Origin of the sequence: Acinetobacter sp. YH12236, assembly GCF_013417645.1 — a bacterium.
GTDB lineage: Bacteria > Pseudomonadota > Gammaproteobacteria > Pseudomonadales > Moraxellaceae > Acinetobacter.
On the sequence record NZ_VPDM01000011.1, the window covers coordinates 21,081 to 36,332 of the forward strand.

At 43.4% G+C, this 15,252-nt stretch carries 12 protein-coding genes, 1 tRNA gene and 2 pseudogenes; all 15 read right to left on the bottom strand.

The window, feature by feature from the left end:
• Positions 1-32: 32 nt before the first annotated feature.
• Positions 33-1,220, bottom strand: a pseudogene (locus FTV14_RS06590) (HlyD family efflux transporter periplasmic adaptor subunit).
• Entirely contained in the window at positions 1,217-3,355 is a 2,139-nt protein-coding gene (locus tag FTV14_RS06595; protein WP_180053584.1) for a type I secretion system permease/ATPase, read from the bottom strand. The pseudogene FTV14_RS06590 and the gene FTV14_RS06595 overlap by 4 nt, the downstream one beginning before the upstream one ends.
• A pseudogene (locus FTV14_RS06600) lies at positions 3,352-4,894 on the bottom strand (TolC family outer membrane protein). Before FTV14_RS06600 ends, FTV14_RS06595 begins: the two are co-directional and overlap by 4 nt.
• A 141-nt stretch (positions 4,895-5,035) precedes the next feature.
• On the bottom strand, positions 5,036-5,779 hold the full coding sequence (gene lptB, locus FTV14_RS06605; RefSeq protein WP_004786227.1) for an LPS export ABC transporter ATP-binding protein: 744 nt from the start codon (positions 5,777-5,779) through the stop codon (positions 5,036-5,038).
• Positions 5,779-6,345 (bottom strand): lipopolysaccharide transport periplasmic protein LptA, encoded by a 567-nt coding sequence (gene lptA / locus FTV14_RS06610; protein ID WP_004786229.1) that lies wholly within the window; start codon positions 6,343-6,345, stop codon positions 5,779-5,781. Before lptA ends, lptB begins: the two co-directional genes overlap by 1 nt.
• A complete protein-coding gene (lptC, locus tag FTV14_RS06615) occupies positions 6,329-6,877 on the bottom strand; it encodes an LPS export ABC transporter periplasmic protein LptC (protein ID WP_175967395.1) in 549 nt (182 codons plus the stop codon). Before lptC ends, lptA begins: the two co-directional genes overlap by 17 nt.
• 33 nt (positions 6,878-6,910) lie before the next feature.
• The gene (locus FTV14_RS06620; RefSeq protein ID WP_034170294.1) at positions 6,911-7,450 is read right to left on the bottom strand and encodes an HAD family hydrolase; all 540 of its coding nucleotides are present in this window, start codon (positions 7,448-7,450) and stop codon (positions 6,911-6,913) included.
• A 3-nt stretch (positions 7,451-7,453) separates the two neighbouring features.
• Entirely contained in the window at positions 7,454-8,431 is a 978-nt protein-coding gene (locus FTV14_RS06625; RefSeq protein WP_004786235.1) for a KpsF/GutQ family sugar-phosphate isomerase, read from the bottom strand.
• 274 nt (positions 8,432-8,705) lie between these two features.
• Positions 8,706-8,781: transfer RNA gene (locus FTV14_RS06630), tRNA-Gly, on the bottom strand.
• Positions 8,782-8,846: 65 nt separating this feature from the next.
• Positions 8,847-10,268 carry a cysteine--tRNA ligase gene (gene cysS / locus FTV14_RS06635; protein ID WP_180053585.1) on the bottom strand — a complete coding sequence of 474 codons (1,422 nt, stop codon included), beginning with the start codon at positions 10,266-10,268 and terminating at the stop codon, positions 8,847-8,849.
• A gap of 331 nt (positions 10,269-10,599) precedes the next feature.
• Positions 10,600-11,238, bottom strand: a complete 639-nt coding sequence (locus tag FTV14_RS06640; protein ID WP_180053586.1) for an autotransporter outer membrane beta-barrel domain-containing protein — start codon at positions 11,236-11,238, stop codon at positions 10,600-10,602.
• A complete protein-coding gene (locus tag FTV14_RS06645; RefSeq protein ID WP_180053587.1) occupies positions 11,208-11,588 on the bottom strand; it encodes a hypothetical protein in 381 nt (126 codons plus the stop codon). The genes FTV14_RS06640 and FTV14_RS06645 overlap by 31 nt, the downstream gene beginning before the upstream one ends.
• Before the next feature lie 243 nt (positions 11,589-11,831).
• A complete protein-coding gene (locus tag FTV14_RS06650; protein ID WP_125279305.1) occupies positions 11,832-12,683 on the bottom strand; it encodes an IclR family transcriptional regulator in 852 nt (283 codons plus the stop codon).
• Between the two features lie 130 nt (positions 12,684-12,813).
• Positions 12,814-14,031, bottom strand: coding sequence for a CaiB/BaiF CoA-transferase family protein (locus FTV14_RS06655; RefSeq protein ID WP_180053588.1), 1,218 nt, complete (start codon positions 14,029-14,031; stop codon positions 12,814-12,816).
• A gap of 15 nt (positions 14,032-14,046) precedes the next feature.
• Positions 14,047-15,249, bottom strand: a complete 1,203-nt coding sequence (locus tag FTV14_RS06660; RefSeq protein WP_180053589.1) for a 3-oxoadipyl-CoA thiolase — start codon at positions 15,247-15,249, stop codon at positions 14,047-14,049.
• Positions 15,250-15,252: the final 3 nt, after the last annotated feature.

Genomic DNA, 15,252 nt, shown 5'->3' on the forward strand with positions numbered 1-15,252 from the left:
ATTCAATTTAATTTTATTGATTACTTTTAAATTTAACGTTCACGCAATGCTTCTTTAGCCTTGTTGAATGGCTTGATCAGATAGTCCATTACCGTTTTTGCGCCGGTACGAATGTCAACAGAGGCCACCATACCTGGTGTGATATTAAACTCCTGCCCGGCGGCATTTCTCAATTTGTCACTATCGGTACGGATATACACCCGATAATAGAACTGATCCTGTTTGACTTCATCCCGCAAGGTATCTGGCGAAATCACGGTCACTTTACCTTTTAGACCGCCATAAATCGAGTAATCATAGGCAGTAATCTTCACCAGTGCTTCCTGATCAGGACGGATAAAAGCAATATCACGTGGTGAAATTCGGGCTTCAACCAGTAATTTCTCGTCCAGAGGCACGATGGTCATCAGCTTGCCATTTTGTGGTACCACTCCACCCAAAGTCATGACATCAATTTCTTTGACCACGCCACGAACTGGGGATTTAAAAATGGTCCGGTTCAAGGTATCTGACTTGCCGCGTACCACCTGTTGCTGAGTTTCCACATCAGTATTGGCTTTGGAAAGTTCTTCCCGTGCTTTAACATAGTACTGGTTACGAATATCATTCATCTAGTTACGCAGGTCATTGGCTTCTCGCTTCAACCGTAAAACTTCAACTTCACTGGCTGCCCCTTTAGCCACCAATGGCGCGGTCATTTCCAGTTCCTGTTGTACCAGTACCAATGCCTGTTGCAAGCCGGCAAGAGATTCTTCCAGATTGGCACGACGTGACTGATACAGTGCGGTTTCTTCTTTGACGAGTTTTGGATATTTCAATACTTCTTCCGGAAAAGACAACGGCGTACCACTCACTTCTGCACGTAAACGGGCAGAAGTGGCGCGTGAAGCGATCAACAAGGATTCTGATTCACCGACATTAGATTCAAATCGGGTTGGATCAAGCTGTGCCAAGACTTGACCCCGTTCTACAATCTCACCTTCTTTAACATTCAATTTGGTTAGAATGCCACCCTCTAGAGACTGAATCACCTGTTCTTTAGAAGAGGGAATGACTTTCCCCGTACCGGTCGAAACCTCTTCCAGTTTAAATAGCCAGGCCCACGTCAGCAGTATTAACAAACCAATGCCCACAATCCAAATAATCAAACTGGATTTAGGTAATGGCGGTTCCTGAAAGCTCACTTTGTTTGAACGCGTTAATGTTTGTGGTTCACTCATGCGCTTGCTCCCACGACCCGTTTAGTTCCTACCTGTGACTGATTTAATATTTGGTCTCGTGGACCATCCATGACAATTTTGCCATCATTGACCACGAGAATACGGTCAACTAACTCCAGTACGGCACGACGATGCGTTGCCACTACCAGTGTACGATGGGACAGATACCCTTTCAGATGATCAATTAACTGCTTTTCTGAAACATCATCAATCGCTGCAGTTGGCTCATCTAACAACAAAATTTTAGGCTGGCGGATCAGGAGTCGTGCGAGTAATAAGGCTTGACGCTGTCCACCCGAGAAGCCCACTCCACCTTCCAGAATGATATGATCCAGACCTTCTTTTTTCTCTTGAACAAAGTTAAGTGCACCAGTGATTTGTAAGGCTTCCAGAATCTGTTGATCCGTAGCGAGCGGTGCACCCAAAGTCAGGTTTTCACGAATACTACCGTAAAAGAGTTGTGAATTCTGATTGAGCAGGCCCATATCACGGCGTACATCTGAAGGATCGATCAGAGTCAGATCAATACCATCCAGTTTGACCTTACCCTGTGCTGGGGTTTGCATGCCCGACAACAGTTGTAACAGCGTCGATTTACCTGCACCGTTACGGCCCAGAATTGCAATTTTTTCACCTGGCTTAATTTCCAGTTTTGGGATGACCAGACTCGGTTTGGGATCATCATCGCCGTATTTGAATACCACGCCACTCAGGTCATAATGACCATCCAATACAGGACGGTGAATCAGATGTGAATAGTCCGGTTGATCCACCGGTTTTTTCATCAATTCATCCAGACCGCCTTTAGCAACTTTGGCTTGTTGTAAACGGCCCAAGACACCGGTAATTTGTGAAATAGGTGCCAGCATCCGTGATGATAAAATCGAACAGGCAACTAAAGCACCCGTGGTCATCTCACCATCCATCACCGCAAATGCACCCACTAAGACCACAATGGCAAAGGTGAGTCCCTGAATTTTTTGGGTCCATGCTGTCATTAAGCCAACAATTTTACGTTGTTGCATACTGACATCAGCAGAGACTTCATTCATATGATTCCATTGGTTCTGGAAGCGGGTTTCAGCTCTTAACAGCTTGATATCTTCAATCCCTTGTACGGCTTCCACTAATAAAGCATTACGGATTGCAGATTCACGCATTCCTAACTGTGCCAACTTGGCCAGTTTTTTCTGCGCCAGAATCCCAGGAAGAATCATGAGTGGTACTACCAGTAGCATGACCCAGAACAGGTTGCCGCCAATAATCCAGAAGATTCCCAGGAACAGGAAGAAGAATGGCAGATCTGCAATTGCCGTCACGGTAGTGGAAGTGACCAGTTCACGCACACCTTCGAGTTCACGAATCTGTGAAATAAACGTTCCAGTCGATTTGGAACGCTCACTATTTTTAATTCTTAAGGAATGACCAAATACCTGGTCAGATATTTTCAGGTCAGCCCGTTTACCAATAATGTCTGAAAGATAAATACGGGATACCCGCAATACAAACTCGAAAATCGCCGCAATCAGTACACCGCCGGCCAACACCCATAAAGTAGGAATCGATTGTGAAGGAATGACACGGTCATAAACGTTCATCGAGAAGACAATCGTTGCCAAAGCCAGAATATTGGCGATTAAAGAGGCAAACATCACATCGATATAGCGTTTCCAGTCTTTAAGAACAATTGACCAGAACCAGTTTTTCTCAAAGGGCTTGATGTATTCGTCGACACGCGCATCCGGCACAGAAGACTCTGGTCGCAGGATATAAACATGCTTCGCACCTGTTTCTAACTGCTCGATGGTAAAACTTTGCGATAAACCTGCATCACCACTCAGTTGTACACTGACATTACCTTGTGTGTCGATACGTTCAATAACACCGACATCTCCGCTATCAAATTCAACCAATAAGGGCAAACGCCAAGGATTCAGCAGACTGCTATCAAATTTATTTTTGCGGACATTTAATCCCATCTGACGGCTGACAATCTTGAGCATTTCATCAATGTCATGATGCTGGTTCCAGTCCAGTTGCAGACGAATCCGTTCCTCAGATGGTTCAATCCGATAATGCTTGGCAATATTCAAAACTGCCTGAAGCCACGGCTGATAATTTATTATAGTACTCATGGCTGAACTTCAAACCCCTGAATAGAAATACGGTTAAGCGCGTAAATATCCCGTGTACGACCTGTCACCTGAATGTATTGCACAATTGCCGAATAGATGTCATAGCGCGCTGATTCAATTTCCTGTGCTGCGCTGTGAATCGCCTGTTCTGCATTCAATAAATCCACTACAGTCCGAGTGCCCAATTTATATTGTTCTTGATATAGCTCTTTGGTTCGTACCGTGGTTTCACGGCGCTGAGCCAGGACATCCATTTGTCTTTGTTTATTTTCGATCTGTTCCCGGATTAAACGAACCTGATCCAGCACATCCAGATAGACAGTATTCACCTGTGCGCGTGCCGCTTCTTCGGCATAACTGGCAGCACGTGCCTGAGACCGAACAGCGCCCCCCCTGATAAAAATTACTGCTAGCTTCAATCATAATTGAATTATAAAAGCCATCATCTTCATTATTATTTGGATTTCGACCATTGACTGCCTGACTTAAGCTACTTTTCAGATTAATGGTCGGATAACGGCTTAAACGTGCCTGATCTTTTTGCAATCGAGCTACATCTACCCCTGAATGTGCCAAGATCATGCTTGGAATCTGGGTAAATTCAGGATCCTGATAAAGATCAGCCTGGGTCACGATACGATCTGGAATTTCCCATTGGATTGCAGAGACATCAAATCCCAATAAAGTTCGTAGACGTTGCTGATATTGTCTTAACTGGGTCTGTTGCACGATCAGGTTAGATTGTGCAGCTTCCAGATTCGACTGCGCCTGAACCGGATCGGCCTGTGTGCTAATCCCGGCGCGGGCACGTAAATTGGCAATTTCTGCAATGCGTGCGATGCCCTGAATCTGCTGTTCGGCAATCTTGGTAATTTCCTGATAGCGCTTAATATTGACGATGGCATCCGCTACTTCCAGTGCCACCTGATCCAGACTCACCAATACTCTTGCCTGTTCTTCTGCCAATCTCGCCTCTTCAACACTGACATTGGTTTTAATCTTGCCAAAGTCATATAGCATCTGGGTTGCATTCAGAGAAACCACCTGACGTCCACGTTCACCTGAGGTCAAATCTCCGGTACCTACACCGCCAGATAACTGCGGATAATAGGCTGCTTTGGCCACATCAATATTGGCTGCCTGTGCAGATAAAGACGAAATACTCTGGGCAATTTCCGGACGACGCTGAACTGCTGTATGAACCGCCTCAATCAGACTCATTTTTGCAGGAATACCAGCATTTATAGGTCGAATTGAAGATTGTGCCTGCTACGGCCGACTAATCTGTGGCAGTTCGGCTACTTTTGAGGTATCCAGTGAGTACTGACTCAGTGAGCTAATATCAATCGTCTGCGCTGATCGCGTTGGCTCTGGAGCAATCAGTTTTCCTAACCCACTTTTAATATTATTAAAATAATTCTGTGAATTTTCTGCATGTACGAATGGCACAGATAAAGGCAAAAGAAGAATGATCCATATTCCCTTATTTTTATCTATTATCCCCTGAACATTTTTTAAGTGCTGCACCCTAAATTGCATAATAATGAATGTTTCGTGTTTTAGCCTAACAATATATCAAATCATACAAAAAGATAGCTTTTTCGTCTTAATTTAAGTAAAAAAAACCCGCATTTGACGACTAAAGTCTTAATGCGGGTTTTTTCTAATAATGAAAATTTTCTATACAGTAAAGTCATCACCCAGATAAACTTTACGTACCGTTTCATTGGCCAGAATTTCTTGTGCCGTGCCTTCAGCAATGACTGAACCTTCGCTGACAATATAGGCATGTTCACAGATGGCCAAAGTTTCACGAACGTTATGATCGGTAATCAATACCCCAATTCCACGATCTTTCAGCGTCGTAATAATATCTTTAATATCACCCACGGAAATCGGGTCAACCCCGGCAAAAGGTTCATCCAGTAACATGAATTTTGGGTCGGCCGCCAACGCACGGGCAATTTCAGCACGACGACGTTCACCACCCGATACGCTCATACCCAATGAATCTTTAATATGGGTAATTTTAAAGTCTGCTAGTAATTCGGCTAAACGTTGTTGACGCTGAGCTTTGCTTAAATCCTTACGGGTTTCCAGAATCGCCATAATATTTTCAGAAATGGTTAGTTTTCTAAAAATAGAAGCTTCCTGCGGTAAATAGCCAATACCTTTACGCGCACGTTCATGCATTGCCAAGTCAGATAAATCGAGATCATCCAGATGGATCTCACCCTTGTCCATACGCACCAGACCCACCACCATATAGAAACTGGTAGTTTTACCTGCACCATTAGGCCCTAAAAGCCCAACAATCTGCCCACTTTCCATACTGAAGGAAACGTCCTTGACTACCCAGCGTTTACTATAATTTTTCGCCAGATGCTTAATGGTTAAAGTTTGAACCTGATGCGTCTGTGCCATTAATCACGTGCTCCCGGAAAGGATTTCGAAGATGAAGGCGGAATCACGATTTGTACACGACCTGCTGCTGAACCGGTTTTATTTGGTGTACCTGTTGCTTCAATATCGCCTTTATTCATGCTGTATTTCAGTGTATTACCACGGATACTAGCGCCATCTTGCTGCAAGTAGGCATTTCCAGATAGGGTAATAATCCCGGTTTCCGCATTATAGACAATTTTCTGTGCCTGACCTTTGGCCAAACCTTTGGCAGGATCAACTTTCTGCTGAAATTGAGCCGGGCTACCTGTTGCCGTAATCAGGCTGATCTGTTTTTTATTATTCAGATTCGCCACAATCGAATTGGCCTGCAATTTCATGGTGCCCTGTTCAATAATGACATTACCTGAATAAGTCGTGACTCCGGTACGCTCATTAAAAGTCGCACGGTCAGCTAATAAGGTAATCGGCTGGTTACGGTCAGATGGCAATGCAAACGCAGTGGCTGAACCCAATGCAACCAGACTTAATAACGCAGCGCGCTTAAGGAAAGTGTTCATCATTTTAGCTCTAGGAATTTGGTTCATACTTTCCTCGAATATTAAAGAATTCGTATTGACCATCATTAAGATTGGCTTTTAGGCCCTGACTGATAAATTCAGCCTGTGGAGATTCAACAATGACAGTTTTATCGGTTTCAATTTCACGTGTTTTCGGAAAAGCCGTCAGCTCCTCGGTGCGGAACTGCATTTTTCCATTTTGCATGATCTTGGTCGCCAGCACTTCTTGAGAAAGTACAACTTTTGTATTGTCATCATAACCGTTGCCCTGTTTGGCAAAGAATGTCGCATCAACCTGACCGTCTTTATAGGTCGTTGCCTGCAGATTTTTGAGACTCGAAGTCTCTAGCTGCAGGTTTTGTTCAAGCTGGTCGACCTGGGCACGAACAGACAACATGCCCTTTTCATCAGTTTGGGTTAAGTTAATATTATTCGCAGAATAGGTCATGCTACGTGCAGAATCAGTCTGCAACTTGTTGCCTTTACCACTGTAATAGTAATAACCACCACTTATTGCGGCAATGATAATAGCCGTAAGATATAAAACTCTAGTGTCCATAAGCGGTGTACTTAATCCAGGATGTATGACTTATTAATAAGGCGCACGAGTATATTTTTCAAGTAACTCTTGGTACTTACCTTTGGACATCAGTAACATGTCACAAATCTCGCGTACCGCACCACGACCACCATAGGCTTGCGTTACCAGATCAGCACGACGACGCACTTCAACATGGCCGTTTGGAACAGTCACTTTCATGCCTGCAATCGCGAAGGCAGACAGATCAGGCCAGTCATCACCCATGTATAAACAGTCTTCAGGATCGATATTGAGCTGAGTACAAGCTTCACGCAAAGCAGTCCCTTTATCTTCGCGGCCCTGATAAACCAGATCTACGCCCAAATCCGACATACGTTTCTGTACGATATTGCTTTGACGCCCAGTGATAATGATCACTTTGATTCCGGCTTGCTGTACCAGTTTCATACCCAGACCATCACGGATATCAAAAGACTTGATCTCATCGCCCGTGTTGGTCAATGTGACAAAACCGTCGCTTAAAATACCATCTACATCAAGTACCAGTGCCTCAATATGACGTGCCTGCTCTAATAATACATAAGATGCCATTTATTAATTTACCCCAGCCTGAATCAGGTCATGCATACTAATTACACCAATGACTTTATTGGCATCATCAACCACTACAAATTGATTAATTTTACGTTCGTTCATTTTTTCCAGTGCAACGACAGCACGTGCTTCCTGAGAAATTGTCAGCGGATTTTTGGTCATTACTTCCTGAATCGGTAAATTGACATCAAAACCTTGCTGTTTGTCGATCAGGCGGCGTAAGTCACCATCAGTGAAAATACCCAGCAGAAGGTCATTTTGATCCACAATTGTGGTTAAACCTAGGCGTTTATTTGAAATCTCGTATAAAACTTGATTCATTGGTGTATCTGGTGACACTTTTGGCAATTCCGAACCAGTGTGCATTAAGTGTTTTACATGCAGCAATAAGCGTTTACCCAAGGCACCCGCTGGATGTGACAAGGCAAAATCGTCAGCAGTAAAACCTCGTGCATCTAAAAGAGCGACAGCCAGTGCATCACCCAGCGCTAAAGTTGCTGTTGTACTCGAAGTCGGTGCCAGGCCAAGTGGACAGGCTTCCTGAAGATGACCTAGAGTTAAAGCCACATCAGCATTTTGTGGCATTGGGCCTTTGGCATCCCCACTAATGGTAATTAAGGGAATTTCCAGACGCTTGATCAGAGGCATCAGCATCATGATTTCATCGCTTTTGCCTGAGTTTGAAATGGCAATCAGTACATCACCCGGTACCAGCATCCCAAGATCACCATGCCCTGCCTCGCCCGGGTGCATGAAGAATGAAGGCGTACCCGTAGATGCAAAAGTTGCCGCCATCTTACGGCCAATATGCCCGGATTTCCCCATCCCGGTAATCACCAGACGACCTTTGCACTGTAGGATAATTTCACATGCCTGACTAAAACGCTCATCAATCTGCGTGGCTAAAATCTGTAATGCTTGTTCTTCGATACGCAAGGTTTCAAGTGCAACTTTCTGGAAGTCTATTTGATTTGGCATATTTGGTGGGTTCAAAGTAGGTTTACCTTAACTCTATATAGAGTTGACTCAGTCTAGCAAAAAATAATTTTCGCAATTTTATCATATCTATGCAAATGTCAGGTTTCAAAATGTAGAGCTTTTCATAAAACTTAAACAGAATGTTTAGAAATTTCCCTGACCAAAAGCTCTTCATTATTCAGAATTTCATTATGTAAATCAGTTCTGATTGTCCTTTTTATTTTGCGTAGGCAATAAAAAACCCCAATCTTCCGATCAGGGTTTTTTTGAATTTTGGAGCGGGAAACGAGACTCGAACTCGCGACCCCAACCTTGGCAAGGTTGTGCTCTACCAACTGAGCTATTCCCGCAATATGGGAGTGAATTATAGAGAGTTTCTGCTAACTGTCAACTCTCTATTGATTCAACTGTCGAATTAATCAGCACGACGCCATATAGTTCCTTGACGGGTATCTTCCAGCACCACCCCTTGGTCTAATAATGACTGGCGGATTTCATCGGCACGAGCAAAGTTTTTCTCTTTTTTGGCATCTTTACGTTGCTGGATCAAATCTTCAATTTGCTCTTCAGACAAGCCTAAAGCTTCCTGACCAATATCAGACTTCAGGAATTCATCGACATTGTGCTGTACCAGACCCAGAATATTAGTCAGATGACGCAGAGTAGAATAATAAACAGCAGCCTGTTCCTGGTTCTGGTCTTTTACTGCACGATTCAGCTCTTTATTCAGTTCAAACAATACAGCAATGGCTTCTGGTGTATTAAAGTCATCACACATGGCTGTATTGAAACGCTCAACAAAGCTTTGATCCAGAGTTTCAACCAGTTGTTCGCCATATACTGCCTGATAAGCTTTGAAAGAATGATAGAAACGCATCAGCGTATTTTTCGCTTCTTTTAAGGCCACATCAGAATAGTTCACTGGGCTGCGGTAGTGTGAAGACACAATAAAGTAACGCACCACTTCCGGATGGAATTTTTCAATCACATCACGGATGGTAAAGAAGTTACCCAAAGACTTCGACATCTTTTCACCATCAACATTGATGAAGCCGGCATGCATCCAGTAGTTCACATACTGCTCACCTGTCGCTGCTTCAGATTGTGCAATCTCGTTTTCATGATGCGGGAAGCTTAAATCAGCACCGCCACCATGAATATCAAAATGATTGCCCAGGCAGCAGGTTGACATCGCAGAACATTCAATATGCCATCCTGGACGACCATTGCCCCATGGTGAAGCCCAAGAAGGTTCATTTTCTTTGGCATGTTTCCAAAGTACAAAGTCAAATGGGTGTTTTTTCTCAACTTCGACGTCTACACGTTCAGAAGCGCCTGCCTGCATATCTTCCAGTTTACGGCCTGAAAGGCGGCCGTATTTGGCAAATTTTTCAACTTCGAAATAAACATCGCCATTATTTGCCGGATATGCAGTCCCTTTTTCCACTAGCGTACCAATCATGTTTTGCATTTGATTGATGTAATCGGTGGCTTTTGGTGCTTCATCCGGTGCAAGACAGCCTAATTTGGCAAAGTCTTCATTCATGGCATCAATAAAACGGCTGGTCAGTGATGAAATGCTTTCCCCATTTTCATTGGCACGTTTAATAATCTTGTCGTCAATGTCGGTGATATTGCGTACGTATTTCACCTTCCAGCCCTGACTGCGCAGGAAACGGATAATATAGTCAAATGCAACCACCGTGCGTGCATGTCCAATATGACAGTAGTCATAGACCGTCATCCCACAGACATACAGATCAATCTGACCTTCTTTACGAGGCACAAATTCTACTTTTTTACGTTGCTCTGAGTTATATAGAACAAATGGTTGCATAGGTCTTCTAGAATGCTTTTACAAATGATGGTTCATCTTAACCTAAGCATTATTTTTCATAAAGTTTTAAGAAAAGTTTTCAAGACTTTTTCTGCGGTTATTTTTTATTACATAGACAGATCATGCATGGAACGTAAGAGCCTTAAATTGCAATTTGCAGTATGAGTAAAGAAATTAAGGACTTTCAGAAATAAAGTCCATAATGATCTACTAAATACCACCTGTAAAACCATCAGCATGATCCGTGAAAGCTACACCTGATTATTGAAAAATCATAATTCAGTAATTAAAAAAAGCCCTCTATCTTAAGAGGGCTTTTTCATTTCAGGACTTAGAAGTGGTATTTCAAGCCTAACTGAATCAGGTAATCGCTTGATTTAGATGCATTACCTGTCAACTCGCCAAACCAGTTCCATTTACTGCCACTGGTATAGTTCAAACCGACACCATATAAGAAGTAATCCTTGTCAAAGGGCGGAGCCTGATAACCATACTGGATTGTATTATCTACATTGGACGAGATTGTGACCATGCCATTATCACGATCAAAGGCATCGGCATACTCACCATAACCAGTCAGGTAAAGATTCTGGTTTAGCTCATAGTCAAAACGCACACTCACATGCGCTTTAGTTTCAGCCACATCTACATCACTTACAGTCAGACCAATAACAGTATCTTCTTTGACCGCATCCAGTTTTGCAGCGTTATAGCTTAAAGCCATGTATGGTGAAACAGTCAGACGGTCAGCGAAGAAGTCATAACCCAGTTCAGCATAAGCACCGTATTTAAACAGATCAGCTTTATTGGATTCTTTCACCGAGTCAAGCCCATCAGTCACAGCACGGTTAAACTCAACATCACCGAAACCAAGCTGCACATTACCTGAAACATATACACCCTTGTCAGATTGCCATTTTGCATAAGCGCCCAGACCAGTTACATCAGTTTCAGTTGAAGCATCAGCCAAAATGTTGGTGACGGATCTTGAATTGCGATCCCCGCATTGGTCAGGTCTTCAGCCGTGATCGTACCATTCTGATAATCCTGAATGTATTTAAATATCTTTTGGACAGAATGTTGCAGATATGCATTCTTTTGAACATCAAGATCAGCAATCTCGATCCTTACCTGTTTAGTAGGCGCAGCGTTATCCACAACATTAAATTTAGCTTTGTCATAGCTATAAGCAAGCGTAGTCGGTGTAGTACCGCCATTAGTCGGGGGTGTATTCACTGTTGTAGAGGATTTTGCACCACCACATGCAGTCACCATTATAACAACTACCGCCAAAGAAAGAGCTGTTGTAATTGTCTTCATCTTAGTTTTCATACCCCTTATCATCTTTAGTTATCAAGCTATTTTTAATTTAAATTAAGGTCTTATGAGTGATAAAAACACTCATGAATTACCATAGAGGAATTAATTAAGTATTTGTAAAATAATGATAAATTATTATCAGGTAAAAGAATTATTATTTTCAATGAATTTTATAGATATTTTATAGCAGGTATTTAATTGAAATACCTACTATTTTCTAAAATTAATCAATTGAGAAATGTATTATCCCAACTCATTTCTAATATTGTTCACCATATGTAATAAACGTGGTGCAATATCATTTTTGATTTTCTCTTCATTGAGGAGAAAACTTGGACCGCCGCAGTTAAACACCAGTAGACCATGCTGTTCATGGACAAAAGGAACTGCAACCGAATTCACATCCTTATGCCATTCACCGATTGAAAAGCAGAAACCATATTCCTGATAGTCTTTAAATGACTTCTCCAGATTTTTTTGGATCTGTGGCCATTCTTCAACATGTTTACGGCGAATCGCATCAAGCAGAAAATCACGCTCATCTTCTGGCATTGCAGCCAGACAGGCACGCCCCATTGAACTTAAATGAATCGGCAAATGGGTTCCTACCTGACGACGCATGGTGACATTGCCTTTGCCCTGCACCACATCCAGATAAATCATGTTCAAACGGTCGCGGGTCGCCATTGCAACGGCTGCCTCAGCATAGTCTGCCAGATTTTTCATTAATGGATGAGCAACCGATCGCAAGGATAAATTCGACAGCATCGAATAACCAAAAGACAGTACGCCGACTGAGAGCTGAAACTTGCTCGAATTCGGAACCTGCTTTAAATATCCTAAACGGGATAAGGTATGGGTTAAACGGGTAATCGTCGGTTTAGGTAAACCTGTCATTTGTGACAGTTCCTGATTGCCCAGATGCTGATGTTTTGGACTAAAGCAGCGCAGTAACTCCAGACCACGTGCTAAAGCTGTAATAAATTGACGGTCATTTTCATCCTGCATATCTTCGATCGGATGCAATAACTCATGGCGCAAAGGCGCAATTAATTTTTCTTCCGACTGATCGGTTTCAGGTACATCATCAGACATGTCTTCACCGTCCTTCAAATTCATAATAAGTGTTTCGCATTGCGAAATTATAAATAATTATCTTGTATATAGCAAAGAAGCAACTTTGATTAAGTTGCTTCTTTATTGGACTTATGGGTTTTCTTTTTGATTAACCAACAATACCTTGAGCTTTTAGGGCCTCCAGTTTTTCCTCATCCACGACACGTGAAAGAATTTCATTCGTATGCTCACCTAACATTGGTGGTGCTTTACGATATTCCACTGGTGTACGCGATAATTTAATTGGTGAACCAATCACCGTTAATTTTTCTTTTAACGGATGGGGGATCTCAACCAGCATATTACGCGCTTGCACTTGTGGTTCCTGGAAAGCTTGTTCAAGGTTATTAATCAGGCCTACCGGAACTTTCACTGCATGAATTGCTTCTACCCAATGCTTCGCAGTATTGCTTAAGAAATGTTTGGCTAGCAGCTCTGTGATTTCTGCACGATGCTGAATACGCAGTGCATTGGTCACAAAACGTGGATCTTGCGGTAAATCAGGCAAACCAATTGCAGCGCTCAAGGCAACAAATTGCTTGTCATTACCACAGGCAATAATGAAGTCTTGGTCGGCAGCGCGGAATACCTGATAAGGCACAATATTGGCATGTGCATTACCATAGCGACCCGGGATTTTGCCTGAAGCCAGGTAGTTCATCCCTTGGTTTGCCAGCAAAGCAACCTGCACATCCAACAGTGCCATATCAATATGCTGACCCAGGCCAGTCACATGACGATTCAGCAAAGCTGCCTGAATGGCAATGGTCGAGTACAAACCCGTGGTCAAATCCGCAAAAGCCACACCGACTTTTTGTGGTCCGCCCCCCGGTAAGTCATCTTTCTCACCAGTGACAGACATTAAACCGCCCATCCCCTGGATAATGAAGTCATAACCTGGTTCAGGTGCACGAGGGCCAGTTTGACCAAAGCCAGTAATTGAGCAATACACCAGTTTCGGATTAATCGCGCTCAGGCTTTCATAATCCAGACCGTATTTTTTCAAAGAACCCGCTTTGTAATTTTCAATGACCACGTCAGAATCTACAGCCAGTGCTTTGACCAGTTCCTGACCTTCAGGCGTTGAAATATCAATCGCAACTGACATTTTATTACGGTTGGCTGACTGGTAGTACGCCGCTTCACGTGTATTTTCACCATGGTCATTTTTCATCCAAGGTGGTCCCCACATACGGGTATCATCACCCGTTTTAGGACGTTCAACTTTAATCACTTCAGCGCCTAAATCCGCGAGGATTTGACCACACCAAGGACCTGCAAGTACGCGACTTAAATCCAGTACGCGAATACCCTCTAATGCACCCATGTGTTTTTCCTTTGTTTATACGCGTTCGATGACCAGTGCCAGACCTTGGCCCACACCGATACACAGACTAATCACAGCATATTTTTTGCCGCTGCACTGCAATTCACGAGCGGTGCTGAGCACTAAACGAGCACCTGATGCACCTAATGGATGACCAACTGCAATTGCACCACCATTTGGATTGACACGTGCATCGTCAAATGCCACATCTAAACCTTTTAGACATGCTAAAACTTGAGATGCAAATGCTTCATTGATTTCAATGATATCCATGTCATCCAACGTCAAGTTGGCACGTTTTAATGCTAGTTTGATCGCATCAACCGGACCGGCGCCCATAATACGTGGTTCAATACCCGCAGCCGCTGAAGCGATGATTTTCGCCATTGGCTGGATGCCCAGTTTTTCCTGAGCGGCTTCAGAACCAATGATTAGCGCTGCTGCACCATCATTGACACCAGAAGCATTACCCGCAGTCACTACACCGCCTTCAAACAGTGGACGTAGTTTCTGTAGCGCTTCCAAGTTAGAAGATGGACGTGGATGTTCGTCTTGATCGACCAATTTTGCTGGTAATTTACGGCCTTGAGGCACTTCAACACCCACGATCTCGTCAGCAAAGAAACCTGCCTGTTTAGCTGCTTCATATTTGGCTTGTGATGCTGCAGCAAACTGGTCTGCATCTTCACGGGTTACACCGTATTCTACTGCTACATTATCGCCAGTTTGCGGCATGGTGTCATTGCCGAACTGTTTTTCAATGGCAGGGTTCGGAAAACGTGCGCCGATGGTTGAATCGAATACTTTAAAATCACGGCTAAATGGTGTTTCAGATTTGGCAAAGACAAACGGTGCACGAGACATCGACTCGACACCACCTGCAAGGAAGATATCCCCTTCATTACAAGTAATTGCACGAGCAGCATCAATCACCGCAGCCAAGCCAGAAGCACATAGACGGTTCACAGTTTGTGCTGGCGTTTTCACATCCAGACCCGCCAATAACGTTGCATGACGTGCAATGTTACGACTGTCTTCACCCGCCTGATTGGTATTACCCAGAATTACATCATCAAAAATATCAGCAGCTAAATTATGCTTCTCTACCAGTGCCTTAATCACATGTGCAGCAAGATCATCTGGACGAACCTTTGCCAGGCTACCTGCATGACGGCCAAATGGCGTACGTAATCCATCATAAATATATGCATTTAACATGAG